General features: G+C 72.9%; 20 protein-coding genes and 3 pseudogenes. 6 read left to right on the forward strand and 17 right to left on the reverse strand.

Translation table 11 applies throughout. The features are described from left to right. Window positions 1-47 precede the first annotated feature (47 nt). The 6 genes and pseudogenes from OHT52_RS27565 to OHT52_RS27590 form a co-directional block, all read right to left on the reverse strand. Window positions 48-204 (reverse strand): annotated as a pseudogene (locus OHT52_RS27565) (aminoglycoside phosphotransferase family protein); the annotation flags it as partial. A 146-nt stretch (window positions 205-350) separates the two neighbouring features. After that, complete coding sequence (locus OHT52_RS27570; protein ID WP_328722871.1) at window positions 351-1,172, reverse strand: PhzF family phenazine biosynthesis protein; 822 nt, start codon at window positions 1,170-1,172, stop codon at window positions 351-353. 25 nt (window positions 1,173-1,197) lie between these two features. After that, window positions 1,198-1,620 (reverse strand): hypothetical protein, encoded by a 423-nt coding sequence (locus tag OHT52_RS27575; RefSeq protein ID WP_328722872.1) that lies wholly within the window; start codon window positions 1,618-1,620, stop codon window positions 1,198-1,200. 153 nt (window positions 1,621-1,773) lie between these two features. Continuing rightward, window positions 1,774-2,184 carry a RidA family protein gene (locus OHT52_RS27580; RefSeq protein WP_328722873.1) on the reverse strand — a complete coding sequence of 137 codons (411 nt, stop codon included), beginning with the start codon at window positions 2,182-2,184 and terminating at the stop codon, window positions 1,774-1,776. Between the two features lie 111 nt (window positions 2,185-2,295). Beyond that, on the reverse strand, window positions 2,296-3,054 hold the full coding sequence (locus OHT52_RS27585) for a phosphotransferase family protein (RefSeq protein ID WP_443046675.1): 759 nt from the start codon (window positions 3,052-3,054) through the stop codon (window positions 2,296-2,298). Between the two features lie 200 nt (window positions 3,055-3,254). Next, window positions 3,255-3,893 (reverse strand): PadR family transcriptional regulator, encoded by a 639-nt coding sequence (locus OHT52_RS27590; RefSeq protein WP_328722874.1) that lies wholly within the window; start codon window positions 3,891-3,893, stop codon window positions 3,255-3,257. Between the two features lie 356 nt (window positions 3,894-4,249). On the opposite strand from OHT52_RS27590, the gene OHT52_RS27595 reads away from it, so the two are divergent. Both OHT52_RS27595 and OHT52_RS27600 read left to right on the forward strand, forming a co-directional pair. Beyond that, on the forward strand, window positions 4,250-5,290 hold the full coding sequence (locus OHT52_RS27595; protein ID WP_328722875.1) for an EamA family transporter: 1,041 nt from the start codon (window positions 4,250-4,252) through the stop codon (window positions 5,288-5,290). Between the two features lie 164 nt (window positions 5,291-5,454). Further along, window positions 5,455-6,156: a Clp protease N-terminal domain-containing protein gene (locus OHT52_RS27600; RefSeq protein WP_328722876.1), complete on the forward strand. Its 702-nt coding sequence runs from the start codon at window positions 5,455-5,457 to the stop codon at window positions 6,154-6,156. Between the two features lie 178 nt (window positions 6,157-6,334). Here the strand turns inward: OHT52_RS27600 and OHT52_RS27605 are convergent, their stop codons facing one another. Continuing rightward, the gene (locus OHT52_RS27605) at window positions 6,335-7,048 is read right to left on the reverse strand and encodes a pyridoxamine 5'-phosphate oxidase family protein (protein WP_328722877.1); all 714 of its coding nucleotides are present in this window, start codon (window positions 7,046-7,048) and stop codon (window positions 6,335-6,337) included. A 35-nt stretch (window positions 7,049-7,083) separates the two neighbouring features. On the opposite strand from OHT52_RS27605, the gene OHT52_RS27610 reads away from it, so the two are divergent. After that, the gene (locus tag OHT52_RS27610) at window positions 7,084-8,415 is read left to right on the forward strand and encodes an aminotransferase class I/II-fold pyridoxal phosphate-dependent enzyme (RefSeq protein ID WP_328722878.1); all 1,332 of its coding nucleotides are present in this window, start codon (window positions 7,084-7,086) and stop codon (window positions 8,413-8,415) included. 36 nt (window positions 8,416-8,451) lie between these two features. Here OHT52_RS27610 and OHT52_RS27615 read toward each other — a convergent pair whose 3' ends face one another. Beyond that, window positions 8,452-8,928 carry a pyridoxamine 5'-phosphate oxidase family protein gene (locus OHT52_RS27615; protein WP_328722879.1) on the reverse strand — a complete coding sequence of 159 codons (477 nt, stop codon included), beginning with the start codon at window positions 8,926-8,928 and terminating at the stop codon, window positions 8,452-8,454. Window positions 8,929-9,157: 229 nt separating this feature from the next. After that, window positions 9,158-9,544, reverse strand: a complete 387-nt coding sequence (locus tag OHT52_RS27620; RefSeq protein ID WP_328723925.1) for a Rieske (2Fe-2S) protein — start codon at window positions 9,542-9,544, stop codon at window positions 9,158-9,160. 331 nt (window positions 9,545-9,875) lie between these two features. Between OHT52_RS27620 and OHT52_RS27625 the strand changes: the two are divergent. Further along, window positions 9,876-11,544: pseudogene (locus OHT52_RS27625) on the forward strand (FAD-dependent monooxygenase). A gap of 60 nt (window positions 11,545-11,604) precedes the next feature. Here OHT52_RS27625 and eno read toward each other — a convergent pair. After that, window positions 11,605-12,882 (reverse strand): phosphopyruvate hydratase, encoded by a 1,278-nt coding sequence (gene eno / locus OHT52_RS27630; RefSeq protein WP_328722880.1) that lies wholly within the window; start codon window positions 12,880-12,882, stop codon window positions 11,605-11,607. A 201-nt stretch (window positions 12,883-13,083) separates the two neighbouring features. On the opposite strand from eno, the gene OHT52_RS27635 reads away from it, so the two are divergent. Further along, window positions 13,084-13,506, forward strand: a complete 423-nt coding sequence (locus OHT52_RS27635; protein WP_328722881.1) for a MarR family winged helix-turn-helix transcriptional regulator — start codon at window positions 13,084-13,086, stop codon at window positions 13,504-13,506. 175 nt (window positions 13,507-13,681) lie between these two features. Here the strand turns inward: OHT52_RS27635 and OHT52_RS27640 are convergent. The 7 genes and pseudogenes from OHT52_RS27640 to OHT52_RS27670 all read right to left on the reverse strand — a co-directional run. After that, window positions 13,682-13,774: pseudogene (locus OHT52_RS27640) on the reverse strand (short-chain dehydrogenase); the annotation flags it as partial. 198 nt (window positions 13,775-13,972) lie between these two features. Beyond that, window positions 13,973-15,778, reverse strand: coding sequence for a gamma-glutamyltransferase family protein (locus OHT52_RS27645; RefSeq protein WP_328722882.1), 1,806 nt, complete (start codon window positions 15,776-15,778; stop codon window positions 13,973-13,975). 88 nt (window positions 15,779-15,866) lie between these two features. Continuing rightward, the gene (locus tag OHT52_RS27650; RefSeq protein WP_328722883.1) at window positions 15,867-16,922 is read right to left on the reverse strand and encodes an ABC transporter ATP-binding protein; all 1,056 of its coding nucleotides are present in this window, start codon (window positions 16,920-16,922) and stop codon (window positions 15,867-15,869) included. Beyond that, window positions 16,919-18,010, reverse strand: coding sequence for an ABC transporter ATP-binding protein (locus OHT52_RS27655; protein ID WP_328722884.1), 1,092 nt, complete (start codon window positions 18,008-18,010; stop codon window positions 16,919-16,921). The genes OHT52_RS27650 and OHT52_RS27655 overlap by 4 nt, the downstream gene beginning before the upstream one ends. Continuing rightward, on the reverse strand, window positions 18,007-18,888 hold the full coding sequence (locus tag OHT52_RS27660; protein WP_443046677.1) for an ABC transporter permease: 882 nt from the start codon (window positions 18,886-18,888) through the stop codon (window positions 18,007-18,009). Before OHT52_RS27660 ends, OHT52_RS27655 begins: the two co-directional genes overlap by 4 nt. Next, window positions 18,885-19,838 (reverse strand): ABC transporter permease, encoded by a 954-nt coding sequence (locus OHT52_RS27665; RefSeq protein ID WP_328722885.1) that lies wholly within the window; start codon window positions 19,836-19,838, stop codon window positions 18,885-18,887. Before OHT52_RS27665 ends, OHT52_RS27660 begins: the two co-directional genes overlap by 4 nt. Further along, on the reverse strand, window positions 19,835-21,418 hold the full coding sequence (locus OHT52_RS27670; RefSeq protein ID WP_328722886.1) for an ABC transporter substrate-binding protein: 1,584 nt from the start codon (window positions 21,416-21,418) through the stop codon (window positions 19,835-19,837). Before OHT52_RS27670 ends, OHT52_RS27665 begins: the two co-directional genes overlap by 4 nt. Before the next feature lie 553 nt (window positions 21,419-21,971). On the opposite strand from OHT52_RS27670, the gene OHT52_RS27675 reads away from it, so the two are divergent. Further along, entirely contained in the window at window positions 21,972-24,512 is a 2,541-nt protein-coding gene (locus OHT52_RS27675) for a glycoside hydrolase family 3 C-terminal domain-containing protein (RefSeq protein WP_328722887.1), read from the forward strand. Window positions 24,513-24,521 lie beyond the last annotated feature (9 nt).

Here is a 24,521-nt window from a genome sequence, read left to right on the forward strand (position 1 = left end):
GGCGGTCACGGGTGACCAGGTCAGCGGGGAGGAAACCCCGGGCGATCTGTGCCACGGGACCTTCGGGGTCGGGACCGGCGCGAGGGACATCACCTCGATCTCGACGCCGATACGCGCCTGATCGGCGTCCACCTTCCGGAGCACGTCGCCGACGCGCAGGGTCGCGCGCTCGGAACGGGCGACGACGACGGTGACCTCATCCATGGGTGAGCGGTATCCCCGCAGCAGACGCCGACGTCGCCGGACGCGTCGCATGCGGTGACGCGGCTGACCGCGTCCGGCTGTCCGTCGGCTTCGCGGGCCGACACCGGCCCTTGACGGGTGAAGCCCGCCCCTCGGGTCAGGAGGCCTCAGAGTGCGGTGAGCAACTCCCCGTCGATGACGGTCACCGCGTCGCCGGTGAGCAGCGTCCGGTCCCCGCGCAGCTCCGTGCGGACCAGGCCGGTACGGGCGGAGCCCTGGAGGCCGGTCAGCGCGTCGCGGCCGAGGCGGGCCGACCAGAACGGGGCGAGCGCGGTGTGCGCGCTGCCGGTCACGGGGTCCTCGTCGATGCCGACCCGGGGAAAGAAGCCGCGGGAGACGAAGTCGTATCCCAGGGTGGGGTCCTCCGCCGCGGCGGTGACGATCACCCCGCGCCGCGAACACCGTACGAGAGCCGGGAAGTCGGGCGTCAGCCCGCGTACGGTCGCCTCGTCGTCGAGCTCGACCAGCAGGTCACCGATGTGTTCGGCGGTGGCCAGGACCGCGAGAGGCTCGGCACCCAACGCCCGGGCCAGGCCCTCCGGGACAGGCTCGGGCGTGAGGGAGGAGGTGGGGAAGTCCATCGTGTAGGCCGAGTCGGAGCGGGCGACGACGGTGAGCACCCCGGACCGGGTGGCGAACCGTACGGCGTCCGTGGCCGTCCCCGTCGAGTGCAGCACGTGCGCGGTGGCGAGTGTGGCGTGCCCGCACATGTCGACCTCCGTCGTCGGGGTGAACCAGCGCAGCGCCCAGTCCGCGTCCCCGCCCGGCGGCAACGGATGGGCGAAGGCCGTCTCCGAGAGGTTGACCTCGGTGGCGATCCGCTGAAGCGCGCCCGCTTCGGGGAAGGCCTCGGAGTCCAGCAGGACGACCCCGGCGGGATTTCCGGCGAAGGGCCGGTCGGTGAACGCGTCGACGATGCGAATTCTCATGGGGCGACCGTAGCGAGGACGGTTCTCAGAGGCTCTCCCGGCCCGCCTCCTCGGCGCGCGTCACCCGCGCGGCAGCCGCGGAGTCCAGCAGGAGCCAGCCGTCGATCTCCACCGGCCCCCGCTCCTCCGGCCGCCACCCGTGGGCCCTCGCCGCGTCGAGCAGCGCGCGGACCGTGCCGGGCTCGTGGAGATTCAACGAGCTGCCCCGGACCACCCCCACGTCCCCGGAACCCAGGGGGAACCCGCCCGGCACGTACCGGCCGGGCCCGCTCGCGAAGACGATGCGCAGAGGGCCACCGGTGCCGGGCGGCTGCGGGGAGAGCATGAGGGCCTGACGGCAGTCGACCGAGCGGCCGTGCTCGTCCTTGCGGTGGCTGTGGCTCTGCCGCCAGAGGTACGTGCGCCCGTCGGCGACCAGGCGGCGAGAGCTTCTCGATTTGCGCGGCACGGGACGGAGGGTACGCCGTGTCGCCCGGCGGCCCGGTCCAGGAGGACCGTCGGAGGTGTCGGTGGCGGAACAGCCTCCGCCTCGGTGCGTGCCAGGGCGATCCGGTGCTCGCGGCAGGCTGGGTGTGTCGTCGAGCGGCCCGACGCCCCTTGATCACGCGGGCAGCGCCGCCGTGAGATCGACCTCGATCAACTGCCCGGCGAAGCCGAGCTCTGCGACTCCGAGCAGCGTGCTCGCGGTGGTGAACGCAGGTCCGATCGACGAGCCGACCAGCCGTCGCCAGGCAGCGCCCAGGGCCCCGCCATCGGCACTGACCACGTAGATCACCGAACGGACGACGTGATCCGGCCGGGCGCCGACCGCGCTCAGGGCCGCGAGGGCGTTGGCCGCGACCTGGTCGACCTGCGCTTCGATGTCGCCCGGCCCGACCACCGCGCCGGAACGGTCGAGAGGGCATTGCCCCGCCAGGAACGCCGTCCGGCCCGCTTCCACCACCGTGATGTGGTGATACCCCGGGGTCGGATGGAGCTGTTCAGGATTGATTCGAGTGATGTGGGGCGTCATGCGGGAGAGTCTGGCGATCCGGCAGGCATCGCGCATCAGGTTTTCGTCCGGCGGACCACCGGCCCGTCGACGGTCCCCGGTTCCTCCGTGAGCATCCGCGAAGCGGTCCCCTCACCGAGGGCGGGCGTCCCGCGTGGGCAGCGGACGCAGCTTCGGCCGGCGCGCGAGCAGGCGACCGGCGAGAGCGGCGCTGAGGCTGCCGACGGCGTGCAGGCGATCGTGGTCGCGGGTCATGCCGGCGACCACGCCCAAGCGGTGGACGAGCCGCTCACGGGCGGAGACGTGGCCCCACGTGAAGTCTCCGGCGGGCACCCGGGCGAGATGGTCGACCGTCCCTCGGCGGGCCCGCTCGACGAGCGCGTCGCCCTGGATCAGCCAGCCCACGCAGGCGTCGGCGAGGTCGCCCGGCACGTCCTTCCCGGTGAGGTCGCGCCAGTGGGTCCGGTAGACGTTCTCGGCCTCCGCGAGTGGGGCCGCGGTGACCGACATGGCGCACCGGCAGGTGGGGAATCCCATGCGGAAGTAGGCGAGTTCGATCAGTCCGTTGCCGAGCGAGGCACGCTCGAAGTCGACGAAGCGGATGCCGTCGGCGGTGCGCAGATCGTTACCGGGGCAGGGGTCGCCGTGCAGCAGCGCGTGGTGCGGGGCGGGGTCCAACCGCTCCAGGAGGCCTGCGAGTTCGTCGGGAACCATCACCCGCGAGGGCAGGTCCGTGGCGAGCACCGCGGGGGCCACCGCGGGCCCGGAGGCCCGCCCTGCCAGGTGCAGCCCGGCGACCTCCCGCGCGAAGCGCGTGGGCGCGTCGGCACCCGGGTCCCCGCCGTCGGCGATCCGCTTGACGATCACCAGTCGCCGGTCGGCCAGCCGCACCCGCCACACCCGCGACCGCGGACTGCTGTCCAGGAGTCTGGCCGGCCGGAGCCCTCATGGCGCGGGCTCGCGCCGTCACGGGCAGATCACCACCGGCCGTGCGGGCGGGGCGACGGAAGAGGGCCCCGCGGCCACCGCTCACGTCGTGGTGTGAGCATGTCGCGAGGCCCTCGTCCCCGTCCTCTGCCGTACTCACGGCCTCAGTTCTCGTCGGCCAGGATGAGGTAGAGCTTCTTCTTGGCGTCGTTGATGACGGCGAGCGCCTTCTGGCGCTGGTCGGCGGAGCCGGTCTTCCAGACCTGGCCGAACGCTTCCATGAGGCCGAACCCGGCCTGCCGGATCTCGTTCACGCTCTCCCAGTCGACGCCGCGCCCGGCGTCCTCCCACGGCGCGTCGGGACCGGACTCGGCCTCGGCGCTCCCGGCCTCGGTGAGCGTGAACAGCTTCTTGCCGCCCTCGCTCGCGCTGACGATCAGGCCCTCGTCCTCCAGCAGCTGGAGCGTCGGGTAGACCGAACCGGGACTGGGCCGCCAGGCCCCACCGCTGCGCTCGCCGATCTCCTGGATCATTTCGTAGCCGTGCATGGGGCGGTCCTTGAGCAGCGCCAGGATCGAGGCGCGTACGTCTCCGCGCCGCGCCCGCCCCCGGCCGCCGCCCCGTCCTCCCCGGCCGCCGCCGAAGGGGCCCCCGCCGAACGGTCCTCCGCCGAAGGGGCCGCTGCCGAACTGCGGCCCGAAGGCGGCGCGCCGGCCGTCGAAGTCTCCGCGGCCCGGACGCCCGGGTCCGCCCTGTCCGCGGCCGCCTCGGCCGCGCTCGCTGTCGAATCCATGTGAACGCATGACGCGCTCCTTCCGTTGTCCGGATGACCGGTACGTTCGTACCGATGGCTCAACGATATATCGGAAAGTATCGCTGGGCAAGGACGTGGGCGGGACGGTGCTGTCGGCCGAACTGCCCAGGGGCTTCGGCCGGACTGCCCAGGGGCTGACGGTGAGGTCCAGGCGCACCTGTCCGACGTCCATGGCGCCGAGGTGTTCCGTCGGACGGATCTCCACGGTCACGGGCCGGGCCGTCGCGGGCATGACCGAAGGGCACAACCGGCCCCCGGAGGTGGTCCGTCCGGTCCCTCGCCGTTCCCTCCCGGAGTGAGTGCGACAGGGGTGACTGGGCCGGTTGTGCCTGACATGATGTGCCGATGCAGGCGTCTCAGGGGAGAAGTGCCGGTCTGGGACTCGCCCTGGCCTCGGCGTTCGCGTTCGGCGGCTCGGGGGTGGCGGCGAAGCCGCTCATCGAGGCGGGCCTCGATCCGCTGCACGTGGTGTGGCTCAGAGTGGCGGGCGCAGCGCTCGTGTTGGCCCCCGCCGCCTGGCGGCACCGGAACCTGCTGAGGGAGCGGCCCGCGCTGCTGGCCGGCTTCGGGCTGTTCGCCGTCGCGGGGGTCCAGGCCTGCTACTTCGCCGCCCTCTCCCGCATCCCGGTGGGTGTGGCCCTCCTCGTCGAATACCTCGCGCCCGCCCTCGTGCTGGGCTGGGTCCGGTTCGTGCGGCGCCGGTCGGTCACCCGCGCCGCCGCCCTCGGGGTGCTGCTCGCGGCGGCCGGTCTCGCCTGCGTCGTCGAGGTCTGGTCCGGGCTTCGCTTCGACCCCCTCGGCCTGCTGCTCGCCCTGGGGGCGGCCTGCTGCCAGGTCGGCTACTTCGTCCTGTCGGACCCGGGTGCGCCCGCCGCCGGCCGGGAGAGCGTCGAAGCGCGTCGCGAACCGCCGCACCCCGTAGGGGTCATCGCGTACGGGCTGCTGGTCGGCACGGTGCTGCTCACCCTGGTCGCCCGCCCCTGGGGCATGGACTGGTCGGTGCTCGGCTCCGCCACCCGGATGAACGGCCACGGGGTTCCGGCCTGGCTCCTGCTGGCCTGGGTCGTGCTGCTGGCGACCGTGCTCGCCTACCTGACCGGCGTGGTCTCCGTGCGGCTGCTCTCCCCGCAGGTCGCCGGGGTCGTCGCGTGTCTGGAGGCGGTGGTGGCGACCGTGCTCGCGTGGGTGCTGCTCGGCGAGCGCCTGTCCGGACCCCAGCTGGTCGGCGGGCTCGTCGTCCTGGCCGGCGCCTACATCGCGCAGTCCTCGGCCCCGAAAGCCCCGTCGGGCCCGGTGGCCTCGGGGCCGGTCGACCCGGGCGCGCCGGGCGTGGCGGGGGAGAGCGCCGACCGTATGCGTACCACCGGCGGGGCGGCGTCCGCCTGAGGCCGTCGGGCCGCTCACCGTCATGGGCCGCGGCTGTCGCCCGGCGGCGTCCGGACCGTTCACCGGCGTCGGCCGCACCCCCGTCGCGTGGCTCGTGCCGATGCGACCCGGAGAAGCGTCAATTGCGGATTGACGGCCAGTGAGCGTCAATCTACTCTTGACGCATGACGCCACTCAACATCAGCCTCGCCGACCTGATCGCCCGCCTCGACCAGGAACTCCCCGACGTCGACCCCCTGGCCCGTATCAGTGAGGCGCACCTCCGCGCGCAGACTCTGTCCGACCTCGGTGAGCAGCTCATCGACCACTATGTCGGCAAGGCCAAGCAGAGCGGTGCGTCGTGGACCGAGATCGGTGCCGCCATCGGGGTGACCAAGCAGGCCGCCCAACAGCGCCACACCCCCAACCCGTTCGAGCGGTACACCAATCTCAACCGGCACAGCATCGTGCTGGCGCAGGAGGCCGCCCGTACGCACAAGCACGAGTTCATCGGTACCGAACACATCCTGCTCGGGCTGCTCGGTGAGCCGCGGGGCCTGGCCCACGAGGTGCTGACGGCGAAAGCCGGGTCGGAGCAGCGCGTCCGCGACGCGATCGACGCGGTGATCCAGCCGGTCGGGCAGAAGACGCAGCGCGGGCACATCGCCTTCCGGCCGGAGAGCAAGGAGGCCATCGAGCAGGCGATCCGCGCGTCGGCCGAACTCGGCAACGACTGGGTCGGTACGGAACACACGCTGCTGGGCCTGATCCGCGTCGAGGGAAGCCCGGCCGCACGGATCCTGCACGATCTCGGCTTCACCCCGGACGAGCTGAACGAGACGGTGAAGACCGAGATCGCCGGGCGGTCCGCCGCGCGCGAGGAGTAGGGACGAACGGGCGGTGCCGCTGGTGCTGTCGCCCCTGCCGGCAGGGAGTGCGCGCGGAGCCGCGCGGGGTTCGGCTCCGCGCGCACGGGTCCCGTGCGCACGGGTTCCGTGCGCACGGGTTCCCGTGTACACGGGTTCCCGCGTGCGGGGTTCCTGTGTACGGGGTCCCGCGTGCGGCTCAGCGCGCCGCGAGGTACTCGGGGAGGGGGATCGACGGGTCGAGGTCGGCGGACGGGATCGGTTCGCCGTACGTCCGGGCGACCGGCACCACGCCCGCCCAGTACGGCAGCGCGAGGTCCTCGGGGGCGTCGTTGGGCCCGCCGGTACGGAGCTTCGCGGAGACCTCCTCCAGGTCCAGCCGGATCACCGCGGTGGCGGCGAGCTCCTTGGCGTCGGCCGGCCGCGAGTCCTGGGACCGGCCCGCGACGACCTGGTCCACGATCGCGTCGAGCGCCATCCGCCGCTCCTCGGGGTCCGTCACGGTGTACGCGACGCCGTGCGCGACCACCGAGCGGTAGTTGATCGAGTGGTGGAAGGCGGAGCGCGCGAGGACCAGCCCGTCGACCTGGGTGACGGTCAGGCAGACCGGCAGACCGGGGTCCGCGGCGTTCGCCATCCGCAGCGGCCGCGAACCGGTCGAGCCGTGGACGTACAGGCGCCGGCCGACCCGGGCGTACAGCGTCGGCAGCACCACCGGGGCGCCGTCGCGGACGAAGCCGAGGTGGCAGAGGTACGAGCCGTCGAGTATCGGGTGCACGACCTCCGGGTCGTAGGAGGCGCGCTCCTTGGACCGGGTGGGGATGGTGCGCCCGGTCGCCGCGTAGGGGGCCTGGTCCTCGGTCCGGGTGGCCCCGGCGGCCCGGGGGTCGACGGGCGCGACGGTCTCCGACATTGCGTCCTCCATTGCACTAGTGCATAATGCTGTTTGTGCTAGGAGAGTACATGATCACAGGCGGGCGTGCGGTGGACATTGCCGCGAGCGTGGAACAGGGGGTGGGTTCGGGCGAGCTCGCGCCCGGACAACTTCTGCCTCCCATGAGGGAGTTGGCGGCGCGACTGGAGGTCAATCCCAATACGGTCGCCGCCGCCTACCGCACCCTTCGCGAACGCGGGGTCATCGAGACGGACGGCCGCCGGGGCAGTCGGGTGCGCCCGCGCCCCGCCACCACCGCGCGCGGTTCGCTGCGCGTCGAGGCGCCCCCTGGGGTGCGGGACGTGGGCAAGGGGAACCCGGACCCCGCGCTGCTGCCCCGACTGGCCGACGCCTTCGCGGAGGCGGTCCGTATGTACGGTGAAAACCCCGGCATGTACGGCGAGTTGCCGGTACTGCCCGAGTTCGGAGCCCTCGCGCGAGCGGCCTTCGCCGCCGACGGCGTCCCCGAGGGGCAGATCGTCGTCACCTCCGGCTCGCTGGACGCGATCGAGCGGGTACTGGCGGCCCACCTCAGGACCGGGGACGCGGTCGGCCTCGAAGATCCTGGCTGGGGAAGCCTGTTGGACCTGGTTCCCGCGATCGGACTGCGCACCGTACCGATCGGGGTCGACGAGGACGGCCCCCTGCCCGCCGCCGTGGAACGGGCTCTGCGCGCGGGCATCCGCGCCCTCGTCGTCACCGCCCGCGCACAGAACCCCACCGGCGCCGCGATCGGCGAGCAGCGGGCGCGGGAACTGCGCGCCCTGCTCGCCGCCCACCCCGACGTCCTGCTCCTGGAGGACGACCACGGACACGCCTTCGTCGACGTGCCGCTGCACCCCCTGGCCGGAACGACCCACCACTGGGCGGTCGTCCGGTCGGTGGCCAAGGCGTACGGGCCGGACCTGCGGGTCGCGGCGCTCACCGGAGACCCGATCACCACGGACCGGGTGGCGGGGCGGCAGCGGCTGGGACCCGGGTGGGTGAGCAGACTGCTCCAGCGCGCCGTGGTCCATCTCTGGAGCACGGGCGCCGTCGACACGCCCTCAGTCGCCCGGTCGTACGGGGAACGTCGCTCGGCGCTCGTCACGGCGCTCGCCGAACGGGGCATCGTCGCGTACGGCCGCAGCGGGATGAACGTCTGGGTGCCGGTCAGCGACGAGACCGGCGCCGTGACCCGGCTGCTGCACGCCGGGTGGGCGGTGGCGCCCGGGGCGAGGTTCCGGACGGACGCCCCCCAGGGGGTGCGCATCACCGTGTCGCCGCTGACCCCGGCCGAAATCGGCCCGCTCGCCGACGCGGTCGCTGCGGCGGCCGGCCCGGCCCGGCCGATCAGCTACGGCTGAGCGGCCCGGCGGGACCGGACCCCGGTCCGGCGGCGGTCAGACACTGCCCGGGTCCGCCAGCTTGCGGAAGTCCCAGGAGACGACGGTTTCCGGGGTGAGCCGCAGCCAGGCGTGCCGGCCGTCGTGCGGCATGGCGTCGATCCCGAAGTACTTCATCGGGAACAAGCCCTCCACAGCTGCGAGTTCGGGACACGGCTCGCCCGCACGCGGGACTTCGCCCACCAGGACCGCCTCGCCCCGCAGCTCGACGCCGCGCAACTCCCCGTACCCCTCACCGTCGTCGACGACCACCGCCGTCCGAGGATTGTGGCGCAGGTGCTTCCAACGCAGGCTGCGGGTCAGCGAATGGAGCCAGATCGACGTGCCGTCCCACACGAACCACAGGGCCCCGACGTGCGGTTGGCCGTCCGCGCCGACGGTGGCCACCCGGCAGGTGCGCTGCGCGCTCAGATAGGCGTCGCGTTCCTCGTCCGTCATCATGATCCGGCGGCCTCGTCGTTGAGCGGCGGCCATGGAGCACCCTCACCTTCCCACAGTCCCGGCGGGATCGTCCGATCCCAGGATCATCCGGTCCCCGGCGCCGCCGCGCAATGCCGGGGACCGGCCCTTCTGACGCGTCCTTCCCAGGAGTCCTTCCCGGTCGCTTCCCGTCTGCTTCCCATCCGTTTCTCGGCCCTGTGACGCCCTGTGCGGTTCTTCGAGGTCCCTCTCGGCCCCTCGGCCGGTCCCTCCCGCGCTCTTCTCAGGCCAGCGTGATCGATCCGTCCGCGACCGTGATCCGCTTCGAGGGCAGGGCGACGGTCGCCGGGCCACCCGTCGGCTCGCCCGTCGCCGGATCGAAGGTGGACTGGTGGCACGGGCAGGTGATCGCGCCGTCGGTCACCCCGCTCACCGCGCAGCCCTGGTGGGTGCAGGTCGCGGAGAAGGCCTTGAACTGCCCGGCGGTCGGCTGGGTCACCACGACACCCTGCTCCGCGAACACCTTGCCGCCGCCCTCCGGGACGTCACCGGTGCTGCCGAGGACCGTGCCGCTCTTCGCGCCGGATCCGCTGGAGCCTTTGGACTCGTCGGACGCCCCGCAGGCGCTGAGCGCCGCCACCGCCCCGGCCGCGCCCACCGCGACCACCACGGCGCGTCTGCCGGGCCGGAGCCCGTGGTGACCCCGCGGCCCTCGCTCCGGCGTTCCGAGTCGCGGCGATCCGAGTCGCGGCGTTCCGGGGTCCCGGGCGTCGATTTCCTGGGCTCCGGGTTCCTGCGTCGGGCGTTCCTGCGGTGCGTGTTCCTGGGTCGTGCTCATGCCGGGGGTTCCCTTCGTCGTGCTGCGGGCTGGACAACGGGAACGTACCGGCCCGGACCCGCGTTCCTGCGCGGTCGCTACTCACAGGTTCGGTCCACGGCTCCGTACCGCGCCCGGCGCCGAGACGGTCCACGAGTCGCCCGGGTGCGGTGCCGGGGCGACGATGGAACGGACCCCCGGGGGCCCTCGTGGGACGGGAGAGACCGTGGTGCGCACCGATGTGCTGATCGTGGGCGCGGGGCCGGTCGGGCTGACCGCCGCTCTGGAGCTGCGCCGCCGAGGTGTCGCGTGCCGGGTGATCGACAGGCTGCGGGCTCCGGTTCCGCACGCGAAAGCGGTGGGAATCCAGCCGCGGACCTTCGAGCTGTGGGACCGCGCCGGAGTGATCGACGACGCCCTGGACGCCGCCGTCCCGATGCGCGGCCAGATCGCGTACGTCAACGGCGAGGAGCGGGGCCGTATCGACCTGGAACTGCCGCCGGACGTGCCGTACACGTTCGCCGCGCTGCCCCAGTACGAGACCGAGCGCATCCTCGCCGAACACCTGGAACGGCACGGCACGTCCGTCGAGCGCGGCACCGAGCTGGTCTCCTTCGTCCAGGACGGCGGCGGAGTGTGGAGCAGCGTCCTGATGGCGTCCGGCGCGACGCGCGACATCAGGTCCCGCTACCTCGTCGGGTGCGACGGGGCCCACAGCGCGGTCCGCAAAGGGCTAGGACTCACCTTCGAAGGCGGTGCGCTCGCCGAGGAGTACATGCTGGCGGACGTGGAGACCGACTGGAGCCTGCCCCCCCGGGTACAGCGTCCGCTCGACGCACCTCGGCGGCGACGGCATCCTGGACGACCTGCTCGTCTGCATCCCGCTACCGGGCCGCTCGCGCTACCGGATGTCGATGCTGGTGCCGCCCGAACTCTCCACGGCGGCCGGCCCGCCGGGCTGCGTCGCCCACGGAGCGCAGGAGGGCCCGCACCCCGAACTGGGCCACATCCAGGCGGTGGTGGACCGGCTCGCGCCCGAACCCGCCACCGTCTCGGAGATGCGCTGGTCGTCCGTGTTCCGCATCAGCCACCGCATCGTGGACCGCTACGGCGAGGGCCGGGTGTTCGTCGCCGGAGACGCCGCGCACATCCACCCGCCGACCGGCGCCCAGGGCATGAACACCGGCATCCAGGACGCGGTCAACCTCGCCTGGAAACTGTCCCTGGCGACGGCGGGCCTCAACGCACCCGCACTGCTGAAGAGTTACGACGCCGAGCGCAGACCGGTGGGGGAGGAGGTCGTCGTCCGCACCGTACGGCACGCCACCGGCGGCGGCGTGCAGGCCGGTTCCGACGACCCGGCCCACATCATGATGCGCGAGGCCCAACTCCTCGTCGCCTACCGGGACGGCCCGCTCACCGGAGCGCTCGCCGGGGTGAGCGACGCCCCCGACTCCGGCGACCGCGCACCGGACTGCGGAGGGCTCGTCGGTCCCCTCGCGACCTACCCGGTACGGCTGTTCGACCTCCTGCGGCGCGGCCCGGACCACACGCTGGTCCTGTACGGGCCGGACGCCGGGACTCTGGACCGGTTCGGCGGGGCGGTGGCCGAGGTCTCCCGGCGCACGCACGGCAAGGTGCCGGTCGTCGCGGTGCTCGGCCCCGGCGGCCGGGTGGACGGGAACACCCGGGTCCCCGTGTGGAGCGACGGCGGGGCGGAGTTCCGCCGGATCTACCGCACCCATGGGCCTACCGGCTTCCTCGTCCGCCCGGACGGCTACCTCGCGCTGCGCTTCGGGCCGGACGACGTGACGGAGGTGTCGGCGTACCTCGCCCGGGTGCTGCGCACCTGAACCGGGCGCGGTCCCGGGTGCCGTCCGCGCCGTCCGGGCGGCACCCGGGAAGGGGCGGTGTCAGCGACGGAGCGCCGCCGCCCCCGCGTACCGTGCGGATCCGCCCAACTCCTCCTCGATACGGATGAGCTGGTTGTACTTGGCGGTGCGGTCGGAGCGGGAGAGCGAACCGGTCTTGATCTGGCCACAGCCCGTGGCCACCGCCAGGTCGGCGATCGTGGTGTCCTCCGTCTCACCCGAGCGGTGTGACATGACGACGGTGTAGCCGGCGCGGTGCGCGGTGCCGACGGTGGCCAGCGTCTCGGTCAGAGTGCCGATCTGATTGACCTTCACCAGGATCGAGTTGGCGACCTCGGAAGCGATGCCCTCGCGCAGCAGGGTCTCGTTGGTGCAGAACACGTCGTCCCCGGTGAGCTGGCAGCGCGATCCGACCCGCGCCGTGAGGTCCCGCCAGCCCTCCAGGTCGTCCTCGGCCATCGGGTCCTCGATCGACACGACGGGATAGGTGTCGATCAACTTGGCCAGATAATCGGCGTTTTCGGCCGGGGTACGCCGTACGCCCTCCCCGGTGTAGTCGTACACGCCGTCGCGGAAGAACTCGGACGACGCGGGGTCCATGGCCAGGCCGATGTCCGTACCCGGGCGGTATCCCGTGCGCTCGATCGCGGCCACGACGAAGTCCAGTGCCTCCTCGGCGGTACGCAGCGAGGGCGCGAAGCCGCCCTCGTCGCCCACGCCCGTGGAATGCCCGGCGGCGAGCAGGTCGCGGCGCAGGGTGTGGAAGATCTCGGAGCCCATCCGTACGGCCTCGGCGAACGTCGCGGCACCGATCGGGACGATCATGAACTCCTGGAAATCCAGCGGATTGTCCGCGTGCGCGCCCCCGTTGACGATGTTCATCATCGGTACGGGCAGCAGCCGGGCGTCGGACCCGCCGAGATACCGGTACAGAGGCAGGCGGTGGGCCGCCGCCGCTGCCTTGGCGTTGGCCAGGGAGATCCCGAGGACGGCGTTCGCGCCGAGCCGGGCCTTGGAGGCGGTGCCGTCCGTGGTGACCAGTGCGGCGTCGAGGCCCGCCTGGTCCTCCGCGTCGCGGCCGACGACGGCTGCGGCGAGCTCCGTGTTGACGTGGTGCACCGCGCGGTCGACGCCCTTGCCGTGCCAGCGTGCCGGGTCTCCGTCGCGGAGTTCGACGGCCTCGCGGGCGCCGGTGGAGGCGCCGGAGGGTACCGCCGCCCGGCCCAGGGAACCGTCTGCCAGCTCGATGTCCACTTCGACGGTGGGGTTGCCCCTGCTGTCGAGCACGCGGCGGCCGGTGACGGAGGTGATGGCGGTCATGGGAGCCCTTCCCGTTGGTCCATGACGGGCCCCGCTGCGACGACGGTGGCGCTGGACCCGACACGCAAGACTCTACAGCAATGCTGTTCAGTTGTGCTGTTCAGTAATGCTGTGCAGATGCGCTGCGCAGATGTGCTGTGTACATGCGCCGACCGGGCCGGCTGTGCGGCTCGGCCCGTACGGCCTGGGATAAAGTGCGGTATGCCCCTCCCGGAATCCGCCGCCGTCGCCGCCGAACTGCGCACAGCGATGGGGAAGCTCACCAGGCGCGTGAAGCTCGAAGACCAGATGCCGCTCGGCCAGGTGGCCGTGCTCGGCGAGCTGGACCGCAACGGCGCCATGACGACCAGTGATCTCGCGACGGGTCAGCGGGTGCGTCCGCAGTCCATGGCGCGGGCCGTCGGACTGCTCATGGAGCAAGGGCTGATCACTCGCCGCGCGCATCCGACCGACGGCCGCAAGAGCCTGGTCGACCTCTCGGGCGCGGGACGTGCCCTTTTGGAAGAGGAGCGGGAGCGCAGGGCCGACTGGCTCGCGCGGGCCATCGAGGCCGAACTCACCGACGAAGAGCGGGAGTTGCTGGCGCGAGGCATCGGTCTGGTGGAACGGCTCGCGGCCCACTGAGGGTGCGGCGCAAGTGGGCGGGGCTCGCGGGGGCCGCGCGACATCCGGGGGTGACGACCCCTCAGGGGCGGCCGGATACCCGGGATGACCCGGACGCCCGGCCGACCGTGGCCGACGAAGCAGACGGGCCGCGCTGGTTCACCTCCGACGGAACCGACCACGTTCGGGCCGGGACCGACGCGTAGACGGTGTGGCCCGCGGCGACGAGGCGGCGGGCGGTCTCATGTCCGAGGCCCTTGTTGGCCCCGGTGATCAAAGTCGTCGTCATGGGGCACAGCATCCCTCCGACAGGGCGCGCCGGACCAGTGGTCCAGAGCGACACGGTCCGCGAGGCGGCTCGACCGGAGCTGCCGGGACCACCGCCCGCTCGCCCCGCAGGTGCCAGCCCCCGACGCTCCGGACACGCGGGCGGCCCGCCCGGGAGTTCCCGGACGGGCCGTCGGATCATGTCGCGCCATCAGCGGGTTCAGCGGCCGACCGCGTACCCCTGCATGCCGCGCGGGTTGGCGGCGGCGGACAGCACGCCCGTCTCGGGGTCGCGGGCGACCGCGCAGAGCCGGCCTTCCGACCAGGCGTCCCCGACCGTGACCTCGTGGCCGCGGCGGCGCAGCTCCTCCACGACCTCCGGGTCCATGCCCTCCTCGACGGTGACGCTGCCGGGGCGCATCCCGCGCGGATAGAACGAGCCCGGGAAGCTGTCGTTGTGCCAGTTGTGGGCGTCGACCGCGCCCTGCAGGTCGAGCCCGCCGCGTACCCGGTCGCGCAGCACGGCCGCCAGGAAGAAGTGGACCTGCCACTGGTCCTGCTGGTCACCGCCGGGGGTGCCGAAGGCCAGCACGGGGACGCCGTCACGCAGGGCGAGGGACGGGGTGAGGGTGGTGCGGGGGCGGCAGCCGGGGGTGAGGGTGTTCGGCAGGCCCTCGTCCAGCCACGCCATCTGCAGCCGGGTGCCGAGCGGGAAGCCCAGCTCCGGTATGACGGGGTTGGACTGGAGCCAGCCACCGCTCGGCGTCGCCGAGACCATGTTGCCCCACCGGTCGACGACGTCGACGTGGCAGGTGTCGCCCCGGGTGGTGCCGTCCTTGGCGACGGTCGGCTCCCCTACGCCGGCGGCGGCGAGGCCCATGGCGTCGAAGCCCGGCTCTCCGGCGGCGACCGCGTGGGCGTGCGCGCTGAGGACCGGGGTGCGCCCGTCGGGACTGCCCGGACGCAGCTCCCGCGACGCCCGGTCGGTGATCAGGGCACGGCGTTCGGCGTTGTATTCGGGGGAGAGCAGGGTGTCCAGCGGCACCTCGGCGGCGTCCCCGTACCAGGCCTCCCGGTCGGCCATGGCGAGCTTGCAGCCCTCGATGAGCAGGTGGACGTACTCGGCGGAGCCGTACGCGGGCAACTCCTCGGGGAGCAGGGCGAGCTGCTGGAGGAATGCGGGGCCCTGGCTCCAGCCGGCCGCCTTGGCGAGGGTCCAGCCGTTCCACTCGTACGTGGCGGGGGCCTCGTACGACGCGGACCAGCCGGCCACGTCGGCGGCGGTCAGCGTGCCCGTGTGCCGGGTCCCGGTGGTGTCCATGGTGGGGGTGGCGGCCTGCCGGACCATCGCCTCGGCGATGAAGCCCTCGCGCCAGATCGTCCGCGCGGCCTCGATCTGCGCCACCCGGTCCTCGCCGCCCGCCTTCTCGGCCTCGGCGATCAGCCGGCGCCAGGTGGCGGCGAGCGCGGGGTTGCGGAACAACTTGCCCGGCTGCGGGGACGTACCGCCGGGGAGGTAGACCTCGGCGGAGGTCTTCCACTCGTTCTCGAAGAGCTCACGGACCGTCTCGACGGTCTGGCCGACGCGCTCGACGGGCGCGTGGCCGTCCTCGGCGTACCCGATCGCGTAACCCAGCACCTCGGCGAGGGGCCGGGTGCCGTGGTCGCGCAGCAGCAGCATCCAGGCGTCGAACGCACCGGGGACGGCGGCGGCCAGCGGCCCGGTGCCGGGCACCAGCTCCAGGCCGAGGGAGCGGTAGTGGGCGGCGCTCGCTCCGGCGGGGGCGGGCCCCTGGCCGCACAGCACCCGCACGTCGCCGTCCTTCGGCGCCAGGATGATCGGCACCTCGCCGGCCGGACCGTTGAGGTGCGGCTCGACCACGTGCAGGACGAAGCCCGCGGCGACGGCGCCGTCGAAGGCGTTGCCGCCGCCCTCCAGGACCGCCATCGCGGACTGCGAGGCGAGCCAGTGGGTGGAGGACGCCATGCCGAAGGTGCCCTGGAGGGTCGGGCGGGTGGTGAACATGGATGCGGCTCCTTGCTGCGACGTGCGAACGCGAGTGCGAAGTTTCGGGTGGTGGTGCGCGGAGGATACGGCGCGGTACGGAACGCGGCTACGGAGCTGTCGCGGCGGCCGCGTCGAGGGACGTGCCGTCGTCCGCGACCAGGTGGCAGGAGACCTGCCGGCCGCCGGGAAGTTCGCGCAGCGCGGGCGCCTGGGTCCGGCACCGGTCGGTGGCCAGCGGGCACCGGGTGTGGAAGTGGCAGCCGGACGGCGGGTCGAGCGGGCTGGGGAGCTCGCCGTTCAGCACGATCCGCTTGCGCGAACGCTGGTCGACCGGGTCCGGTACGGGCGCGGCGGAGAGCAGCGCCTGGGTGTACGGGTGCTTCGGTGAGGCGAACAGCTCGGCCGTCGGGGCCTGTTCGACGATCTTCCCCAGGTACATGACGGCGATGCGGTCCGCGAGGTACTCCACGGCCGCCAGGTCGTGGGTGATGAAGAGGCAGCCGAAGCCTCGGTCGCGCTGGAGGTCCGCCAGCAGGTTGAGCACCGAGGCCTGCACGGACACGTCGAGTGCCGAGGTCGGCTCGTCCGCCACCACCAGGTCGGGGTCGCAGGAGAGCGCGCGGGCGATGGAGATGCGCTGGCGCTGACCGCCGGACAGCTCGTGCGGGTGCCGGTCGGCGTGCTCCGGGCGCAGCCCCACCTGGGCGAGGAGCTCCTCGACCCGGGTGCGCACCGCCTCGCCGCGTGCGATGCCGTGCAACCGCAGCGGCTCACCGATGATCTGCCCGATCGTCATGCGCGGGTCCAGCGAGGACGACGGGTCCTGGAACACCAGGTGGAAGTCCTTGCGCAGCGGACGCAGGGCGCGTCGGGACAGGTGGGTCACGTCGGTGCCGTTGATCTCGACCGTGCCTCCGGTCGGCTCGTCGAGGCGGACCGCGCAGCGGCCGACGGTCGACTTGCCGCTGCCGGACTCGCCGACGAGGCCGACGACCTCGCCGTGCCCGATGGTGATCGACACCCCGTCCACGGCTCGCACGGCGCCGCCGCCGGAGGCGCCGAAGTGCCTTTCGAGGGCGGTGAGTTCGAGAACCGGGGGCTGCGGGCCCGAAACGGCTCCGCCGCTCGTGCGGGGTGCGGGGACGGTCTGTGGAGTGGTCACTGTCCGGTCTCCTGGTCGGGGCGCGCGGCGCCGGCCGGCACGGGGGTGGAGGTCTCGTCCGCGGCGAAGGGGTGCCAGCAGGCCGCCCGGTGGAGGGCGTCCGCACCGGCGGAGAGGTCGACGGAGGCGAAGCCGGGCCGCTTGCCGGTGCAGGTGTCGTCGGCACGGGCGCACCGGGGTGCGAAGGCGCAGGCGTCGGGCCGGGTGTCGAGGTTCGGCACCAGACCGGGGATCTCGGGCAGTCTGCGCTTGCCCTCACCGCCGGGCCGGAGCACCGCACCCAGCAGGCCCCGGGTGTACGGATGCCGGGCACCGGCGAACAGGTCATGCACCGGGGCCTGTTCGGCCGGACGGCCGGCGTACATCACCAGCACGCGGTCGGCGGCGTCCGCGACCACGCCCAGGTCGTGGGTGACCAGGATGATCGCCGTGCCGAGGCGCTCGCGCAGCGACTGGAGCACTTCCAGGATGCCCGCCTGCACGGTGACGTCGAGCGCGGTCGTCGGCTCGTCGGCGATCAGCACCGACGGGTCGCAGGCGACGGCGATGGCGATCATCACGCGCTGGCGCATGCCGCCGGAGAGCTGGTGCGGGTACTCGTCGACCCTGCGGTGCGGGGCGGGTATGCCGACCAGGGCCAGCAGCTCCACCGCGCGCGCCTTGGCCTCCTTGCGGCCCAGGCCCTGGTGCCTGCGGAGCACTTCACCGATCTGCCGGCCGATGGTGAGCACCGGGTTCAGCGAGGTCATCGGCTCCTGGAAGATCATCGCGAGGTCCTTGCCCCGGATCTTCTGGAGTTCCTTCTCGGGGGCGCCGACCAGCTCGCGGCCGTGCAGCCGGATCGAACCGCCGATCCGTGCGGTGGGGGGCAGCAGGCCCATGGCCGCCATCGACGTCACGGACTTCCCGCAGCCCGACTCCCCTACCAGCGCGAGGACTTCGCCCCGTGCGAGGTCGAAGGAGACCCCGTCGACGGCGTGCACCGTGCGGTGCTCCGAGGGGAAGGCGACGGTGAGGTCGCGGACGCTCAGCACGGGTTCGCCGCCGGGTGCGGACCGGGGCGCCGGAGAAGTGAGGGTCTCGGTCATCGGGTGCCTCCGCGGGGGTCGAGGACGTCACGCAGTCCGTCGCCGAGCAGGTTGAACGCCAGCGTCGCGGCGACGATGGCCAGCCCCGGGAAGACGGCCAGCCACGGTGCGAGCGCGAGGAAGGACTGGGCGCCGGAGAGCATCACGCCGAGCGAGGGCGCGGGCGGCTGCACACCGAGGCCGAGGAAGCTGAGCAGCGCCTCGCTGATGATCGCGGCGGGGATGCCGACCGTGGCCTGCACGATGAGCGCCGAGGTGGCGTTCGGCAGGATGTGGCGGAACAGGACGGTTCCGTCTCCACCGCCGTTCGCCACGGCCGCCGCGACGTAGTCGACGTGCTTCAGGCGCAGCGTCTCCGCCCGGGTGATGCGGATGACCGCCGGGATCTGCGAGATGCCGATGGCGATCGTGGCGTTGGTCAGCGACGGGCCGAGGATCGCGGCGAGGCCGACGGCCAGCACCAGGAACGGGAAGGCCAGCATGGTGTCGGTGAGCCGGGAGACGGCGCTGTCCGTGAGTCGTCCGTAGTAACCGGCCGCGAGGCCCAGCGGCACGCCGATCACGAAGGCGAGTACCACCGCGAGCAGCCCGACCTGCATGGACGCCCGGGTGCCGTGGATGATGCGGGAGAGCTGGTCGCGTCCGAGGTCGTCGGTGCCCAGCCAGTGCGACCAGCTCGGCGCGTCCAGGACGTTGGCGAAGTCCGGCTGCGCGGGGTCGTACGGGGAGATCAGCGGCGCGAACAGCGCGGTGAGGACGAAGACGGCGGCGATGATGCCGCCGGTCAGCGCGAGGCGGTTCTTGCGCAGGGAGCGCAGCTTGCCGCTGCCCGCCTTGCGCACGGTGGCCTGCGCCGGGGTGGCGAGTGCGGTGGTCACCGGGCACCTCCGAGCCGGATACGCGGGTCGATGACCGAATAGACCACGTCGACCAGCAGGTTGATGAGGATGTACGCGGCCGAGGTGCAGAGCACCACCGCCTGGAGCGTGGCGTAGTCACGGGTGAAGACGGCGTCGATGGTGAGCTTGCCGAAGCCGGGCAGCACGAAGATCTGCTCGGTGACCACGGCTCCGGAGATCAGGTGGCCCAGCTGGAGGCCGAGCACGGTGACCACGGTGACCAGCGAGTTGCGCAGCGCGTGCCCGCCGACGACCGCGCGCCGGGAGAGCCCCTTGGCACGGGCGGTGCGGACGTAGTCGGCGGAGAGCGAGTCGAGCATCGCGCCCCGGGTCTGGCGCATCACCACGGCGGCGAGGCCGGAGCCGAGGACGATCGAGGGGAGCACCATCCGGCGCAGGTTGTCGAGCGGATCGGTGCCGAACGGTACGTAGCCGGAGGCCGCGAACACCGGTACGGCGATGGCGAATCCGAGCACCAGCACGATGCCGAGCCAGAAGGTCGGGATCGAAAGGCCGACCAGGGCGACGGCGTTGGCCAGCCACTCCTCCGGCTTTCCGCGCCGGACGGCGGCCAGCACGCCCGCGCCGATGCCGACGACGACCGCCAGAAGCAGTGAGAGAGCGGCGAGTTCGAGGGTGACCGGGAGAGCCTGGCCGATCGCCTCGGAGACCGGAAGGCCGGTACGCGAGGAGGTGCCGAGGTCGCCGGTGAGGGCGTGTCCGACGAACCGGCCGTACTGGACCACGATGTTGTCGTTGAGGCCGTACGCCTCACGGATCGCGGCGAGCGCCTCGGGGCTGCGTTCCTCGCCGGCCAGGGCGAGCGCCGGGTCGCCGGGGAGCGCCCGGATTCCGGCGAACACCACGATGGACACGAGGATCAGGGTGATGAGCGACTGACGCAGACGCGTCAGCAGGAATTTCGTCAACGGATGTACCCCGCGTTCGTGACCCGGACCAGTCCGTCGCCGTAGACGCGGATGCCCGCGACGTCCTTGGAGGCGACGACGTAGTTCTTCTGCCGGTAGAGGTAGATCATGGAGTGGTCGCCCTGGACGCGCCGGGTGAGCTCGTCGTAGATCTCGGTGCGCCGGGCCGGGTCGGAGACGGAACGGCCCTCGTCGATCAGCCGGTCGATGTCCGGGTCGCCGATGCCGTAGGCGTTCATCGCACCCGCGGTCTTCAGGAAGTTGGAGACGTTGCCGTCCGGGTCGAGCCGGCCGGACCAGCCGCTGGTGAAGACGTCGTAGTCGCCTTCGTCGGTCTCGGAGATCATGGTCGCGTACTCGGTGGGAAGCAGGGAGAGTTCGAACCCCGCCTCCTTGACCATGGCCTGGAGCACCTGACCCACCCGGCCCTGTTCGGGGGTGGTGGAGGTCTTCAGCTCGATCTTCACCGGGAGCTTCACCCCGGCTTCCTTCAGCAGCTTCTTCGCCTTGGCGACGTCGCGCTTGGGGCAGTCCTCGGGATCGACCCCGGGGGCGATGCCGGACTGCGGGGAGATGGGACCGCAGGCCGGTTCGTACATGCCCTGGAAGACCACGGTGTTGAGGAGATCGCGGTCGATGGCGAGGTCGAACGCCTCACGGACGCGCACGTCGGAGGCGAGCGGGGTGTCGATCTTCCCCGGCTTCTCGCCGAGCCCGTTCACGTTGCCCACGTTGACGCCGATGCCCTGGTAGCCCAGCGAAGGCGAGTTGAAGAGCTGGAGCTTCGGCTCGGTGAGGGAGCTCTGCACGTCCACCGGGCCCATCTGGTCGCCGATCTGGACGTCGCCGGAGCGCAGGTTGGCGAGCCGTACGTTGCCGTCCGCGATCGGCTTGTAGACGACCTTGTCCAGGTGGATCTTGGCCGCGTCGTAGTAGTTCGGGTCCTTCTCCAGCACGATCCGGTCGCCGCCGACCCGCTCGACGAACCGGAAGGCACCGACGCAGGACGGGTGGTTGGTGAAGTCCTTGCCGTACTTCTTCAGCGCGGTCGGGGACATCACCATCCCGGCCCGGTCGGCGAGGACGCCGGTGAGCGGTACGTACGGGTGGTCGAGCGTGATCCGCACCGTGGAGGAACCGACGGCCACGGCCTTCTCGACCGGGCCGAGTTCGGTGGCGCGCGCGGAACCGGGCAGATCGCGGTGGCGCAGCAGGGAGGTGACCACGGCCGCCGCGTCGAGCGGGGTGCCGTCGCTGAACTTCGCGCCCTGCCGGACGGGCAGGGTGACGGTCAGGCCGTCCGCGGAGACCTCGGGGAGCGACGTGGCGAGCTGCGGTACCAGGGTGCCGTTCTCGTCGATGTCGTAGAGCTTCTCGCACATGCCTGCGAAGACCGTGCGGCCCACGAGGGTCTGGGCAAGGCTGGGGTCGAGTTTGTCCGGGTCCGAGTTGAGCGCGACGGTGAGCGTCCCGCCGTCACGTACGGGCCGCTCATCGGTTTTCCGTACGCCTCCGACCTCGGTTGCCGAGGACTGCAGCGACGTGCAGCCCGAGACGAGTGACACCAGCGCAACTGCCACGAAGGCAACCGCTTTTCGGCGCACGGGGGCCTACCTCCCACCTGGGGGTCATCAAGGAATATCGCAGACCGTATTTCGCATACAGTCAACAAGCAAGGCCGTTGTCCGCATCCCGGACACTTTCGGTGCAGGGGGCAACCGGATGGCGTGGGAATGTCCCCATGGGAGCGACTTCGGGACGGTCGCCCCGAAGTGCCGCCCACGGACGCCGTCGGGCCCCGGGGCGTAGGGGCGACAGGGGCGCGCTTCCGCGACGGGGATCACGGGGTCATGCCCGAAGAACCGGACGGGCCCGTCCGGGCCCCGGCGGGCCCGGACGTGTGCGTCCTCTGGCCGGACCGGTCGTGGTCGCCCTCGGTCCGGACCGTCCGCGGTCGCTCTCTGTCCGGCCCCGCACGGACCGTCGCGTCCCCGTACGGCGACTCCCGGATGCCCGAGCCCCGGGCCGCGCCTCCCGGCACCGCTGCGCGTTGACACGCACGGGCCTTTTGGCGATGCTCTCGGAGAGCGCTCTCCACACCCTGCGGGGAACGCCTCGCGAGGGGGGAACCCGGTGACGCAGGAAGAAATCGCCCAGCTGCTCGACAAGTTGGACCCGCGCCAGAAGGTGCGGCTGCTCACGGGCGCGACCACCTGGCGCACGGCGGACGAGCCCGCCGTGGGGCTCGCCGGGATGACGATGTCCGACGGGCCCGCCGGAGTGCGCGGGGAGAGCTGGGACGAGCGGAACACCTCCGCGCTGCTGCCGTCCGCGTCGGCCGTCGGCGCGATGTGGGACGAGGACCTGGCCGAGCGCCTGGGCGGGCTGCTCGCCGCCGAGGCGAGGGCCAAGGGCGTGGACGTCGTGCTGGCGCCCACCCTCAACCTGCACCGGTCCCCGTTGGGCGGACGCCACTTCGAGTGCTACTCGGAGGACCCCGAGCTGACCGCCCGTACAGGCGCCGCCCTCATCCGGGGCATCCAGGCGCACGGTGTCGCCGCGACCGCCAAGCACTACGTCGCCAACGACTCCGAGACGGACCGGCTCACCGTCTCCGTCGACCTCGACGAGCGCACCCTGCGCGAGGTCTACCTCCTCCCCTTCGAAGCCGCCGTGCGAGCCGCCGGGGTACGGGTGGTGATGTGCGGCTACAACGCGGTCAACGGCACCACCCTGGCCGAGAGCCCGCTGCTCGCACGGCCGCTCAAGGAGGAGTGGGGGTTCGACGGCGTCCTCGTCTCCGACTGGGGCGCGGTCCGCTCCACCGTGCCCGCCGCCCTGGCGGCCCTGGACCTGGCGATGCCCGGCCCCGAGAGCCCCTGGGCCGACGACCTCGTCCGGGCGATCGAGGACGGGCACGTCCCCATGGCGGCGATCGACGACAAGGTGGCCCGGCTGCTGCGGCTCGCCTACCGGGTCGGCGCGCTCCACCGCGCCCCCTCCGCGACGACGACGCGGCTGCCGGGGCCCGTGAAACCCGCGGAGGTCGCGAATCCGGCCGAGTACCCGAGACCCGCGGGAGACCCGGAGGCCCCGGAGACCCTCTTGCGGCGCGCGGTCGCCGCCGGGTGCGTGCTCCTCGGCAACCGGGGCGTGCTGCCCCTGGACCCGGCCACGCTCACCTCCCTCGCGGTGATCGGCGCGCAGGCCGCGGACCCCCGGGTGCAGGGCGGCGGCAGCGCCGGCGTCCACCCCCGGCACGTCTCCACGCCGCTCGACGCGCTCCGCGACGCCCTCGGCCCCACCGTCCGGCTCGCGCACGCGCCGGGCCCCGCCCTGGGGGCACCCCCCTTCCTCGGCGGCCCCGGGTGCCAGGACCCGCGCGACGGCCGGACCGGTGCGCTGCTGCGGGTGCTCGACGCGGACGGCGCCGAACTGTACGCGGGCCACCGGGAGTCCGGACGGCAGATCGAGCCCCCGCTGCCGGCCGGCGCGCACACGGTGGAGATCAGCGCCCGGCTGCTCCCCGGCGTCGGCGGCGCCTGGACCTTCGGCGTGGGGGGATTCGGCCGGATGAGCCTCACCGTCGACGGGACGCCGCTGGTCGACGGGGTGTTCCCGCGCGAGACGGACGACCCGGCCGTGGTGCACGTCAACCCGCCGAGCCGGTACGGGGAGATCGCCCTGACCGAGGGCCGGGCCGTCACGGTCGTCGCCCGCCGCGAACTCGCGGACGGCACCGGTCGCGCCACCCTGGTGACGGCCGCACCGCCGAGGCCCGACCGCGCGGACGCCCTGGCGGATGCGGTGGACGCCGCCCGCGCGGCGGACGCCGCCGTGGTGTTCGTGGGCACCACGCAGGACAGCGAGTCGGAGGGCCACGACCGGACCACCCTCGCCCTCCCCGGAGACCAGGACGAACTGGTCCGCGCGGTGATCGCCGCCCAGCCGCGTACCGTCGTCGTCGTCAACTCCGGCGGCCCGGTGGAGATGCCGTGGCGCCGGGAGGCCCCCGCCGTCCTGCTCGCCTGGTTCCCCGGCCAGGAGGCCGGGGCCGGACTGGCCGACGTGCTGTTCGGCGCCGCCGAACCGGGCGGCCGGCTCCCGACCACCTGGCCCGCCGCCCTCGCCGACGCCCCCGTACGCGCGACCCGGCCGGTGGACGGCGTGCTGCGGTACGCCGAGGGCCCGCACATCGGCCACCGGGCCTGGCTGCGCGAACACCGCACGCCCGCCTACTGGTTCGGCCACGGACTCGGCTACACGACCTGGGCTTACGAGAGTTCATCCGTGGATTTGGCGGTGGACACGGCCGACGAGGAGACCGCCTTCACCGTCTCCGTACGGCTCCGCAACACCGGCGGGCGCCCCGGCCGGGAGGTCGTGCAGGTGTACCTTGCCCGCCCCGGTTCGACGGTGGAACGCCCCGTGCGGTGGCTGGCCGGATACGCCCCGGTCGAAGCATGCCCCGGCGAGACCGTCACCGCCGCCGTGCGCGTGCCGCACCGCGCCCTGCACCACTGGTCCCCGCAGGAGAAGGGCTGGTTCACCGAGCCGGGCACCTACGAGGTGCATGCGGGATCCTCCGCCGGGCGGCTGCCCCTGACCGCCTCCGTGGAGATCCGCGACACGGGAGCCGGCCCCTTCGTCGGAGAGCGCTTCCCCGGCCGCTGACCGCCCGCC

Origin of the sequence: Streptomyces sp. NBC_00247, assembly GCF_036188265.1 — a bacterium.
In the GTDB taxonomy this organism is placed as follows: Bacteria; Actinomycetota; Actinomycetes; order Streptomycetales; family Streptomycetaceae; genus Streptomyces.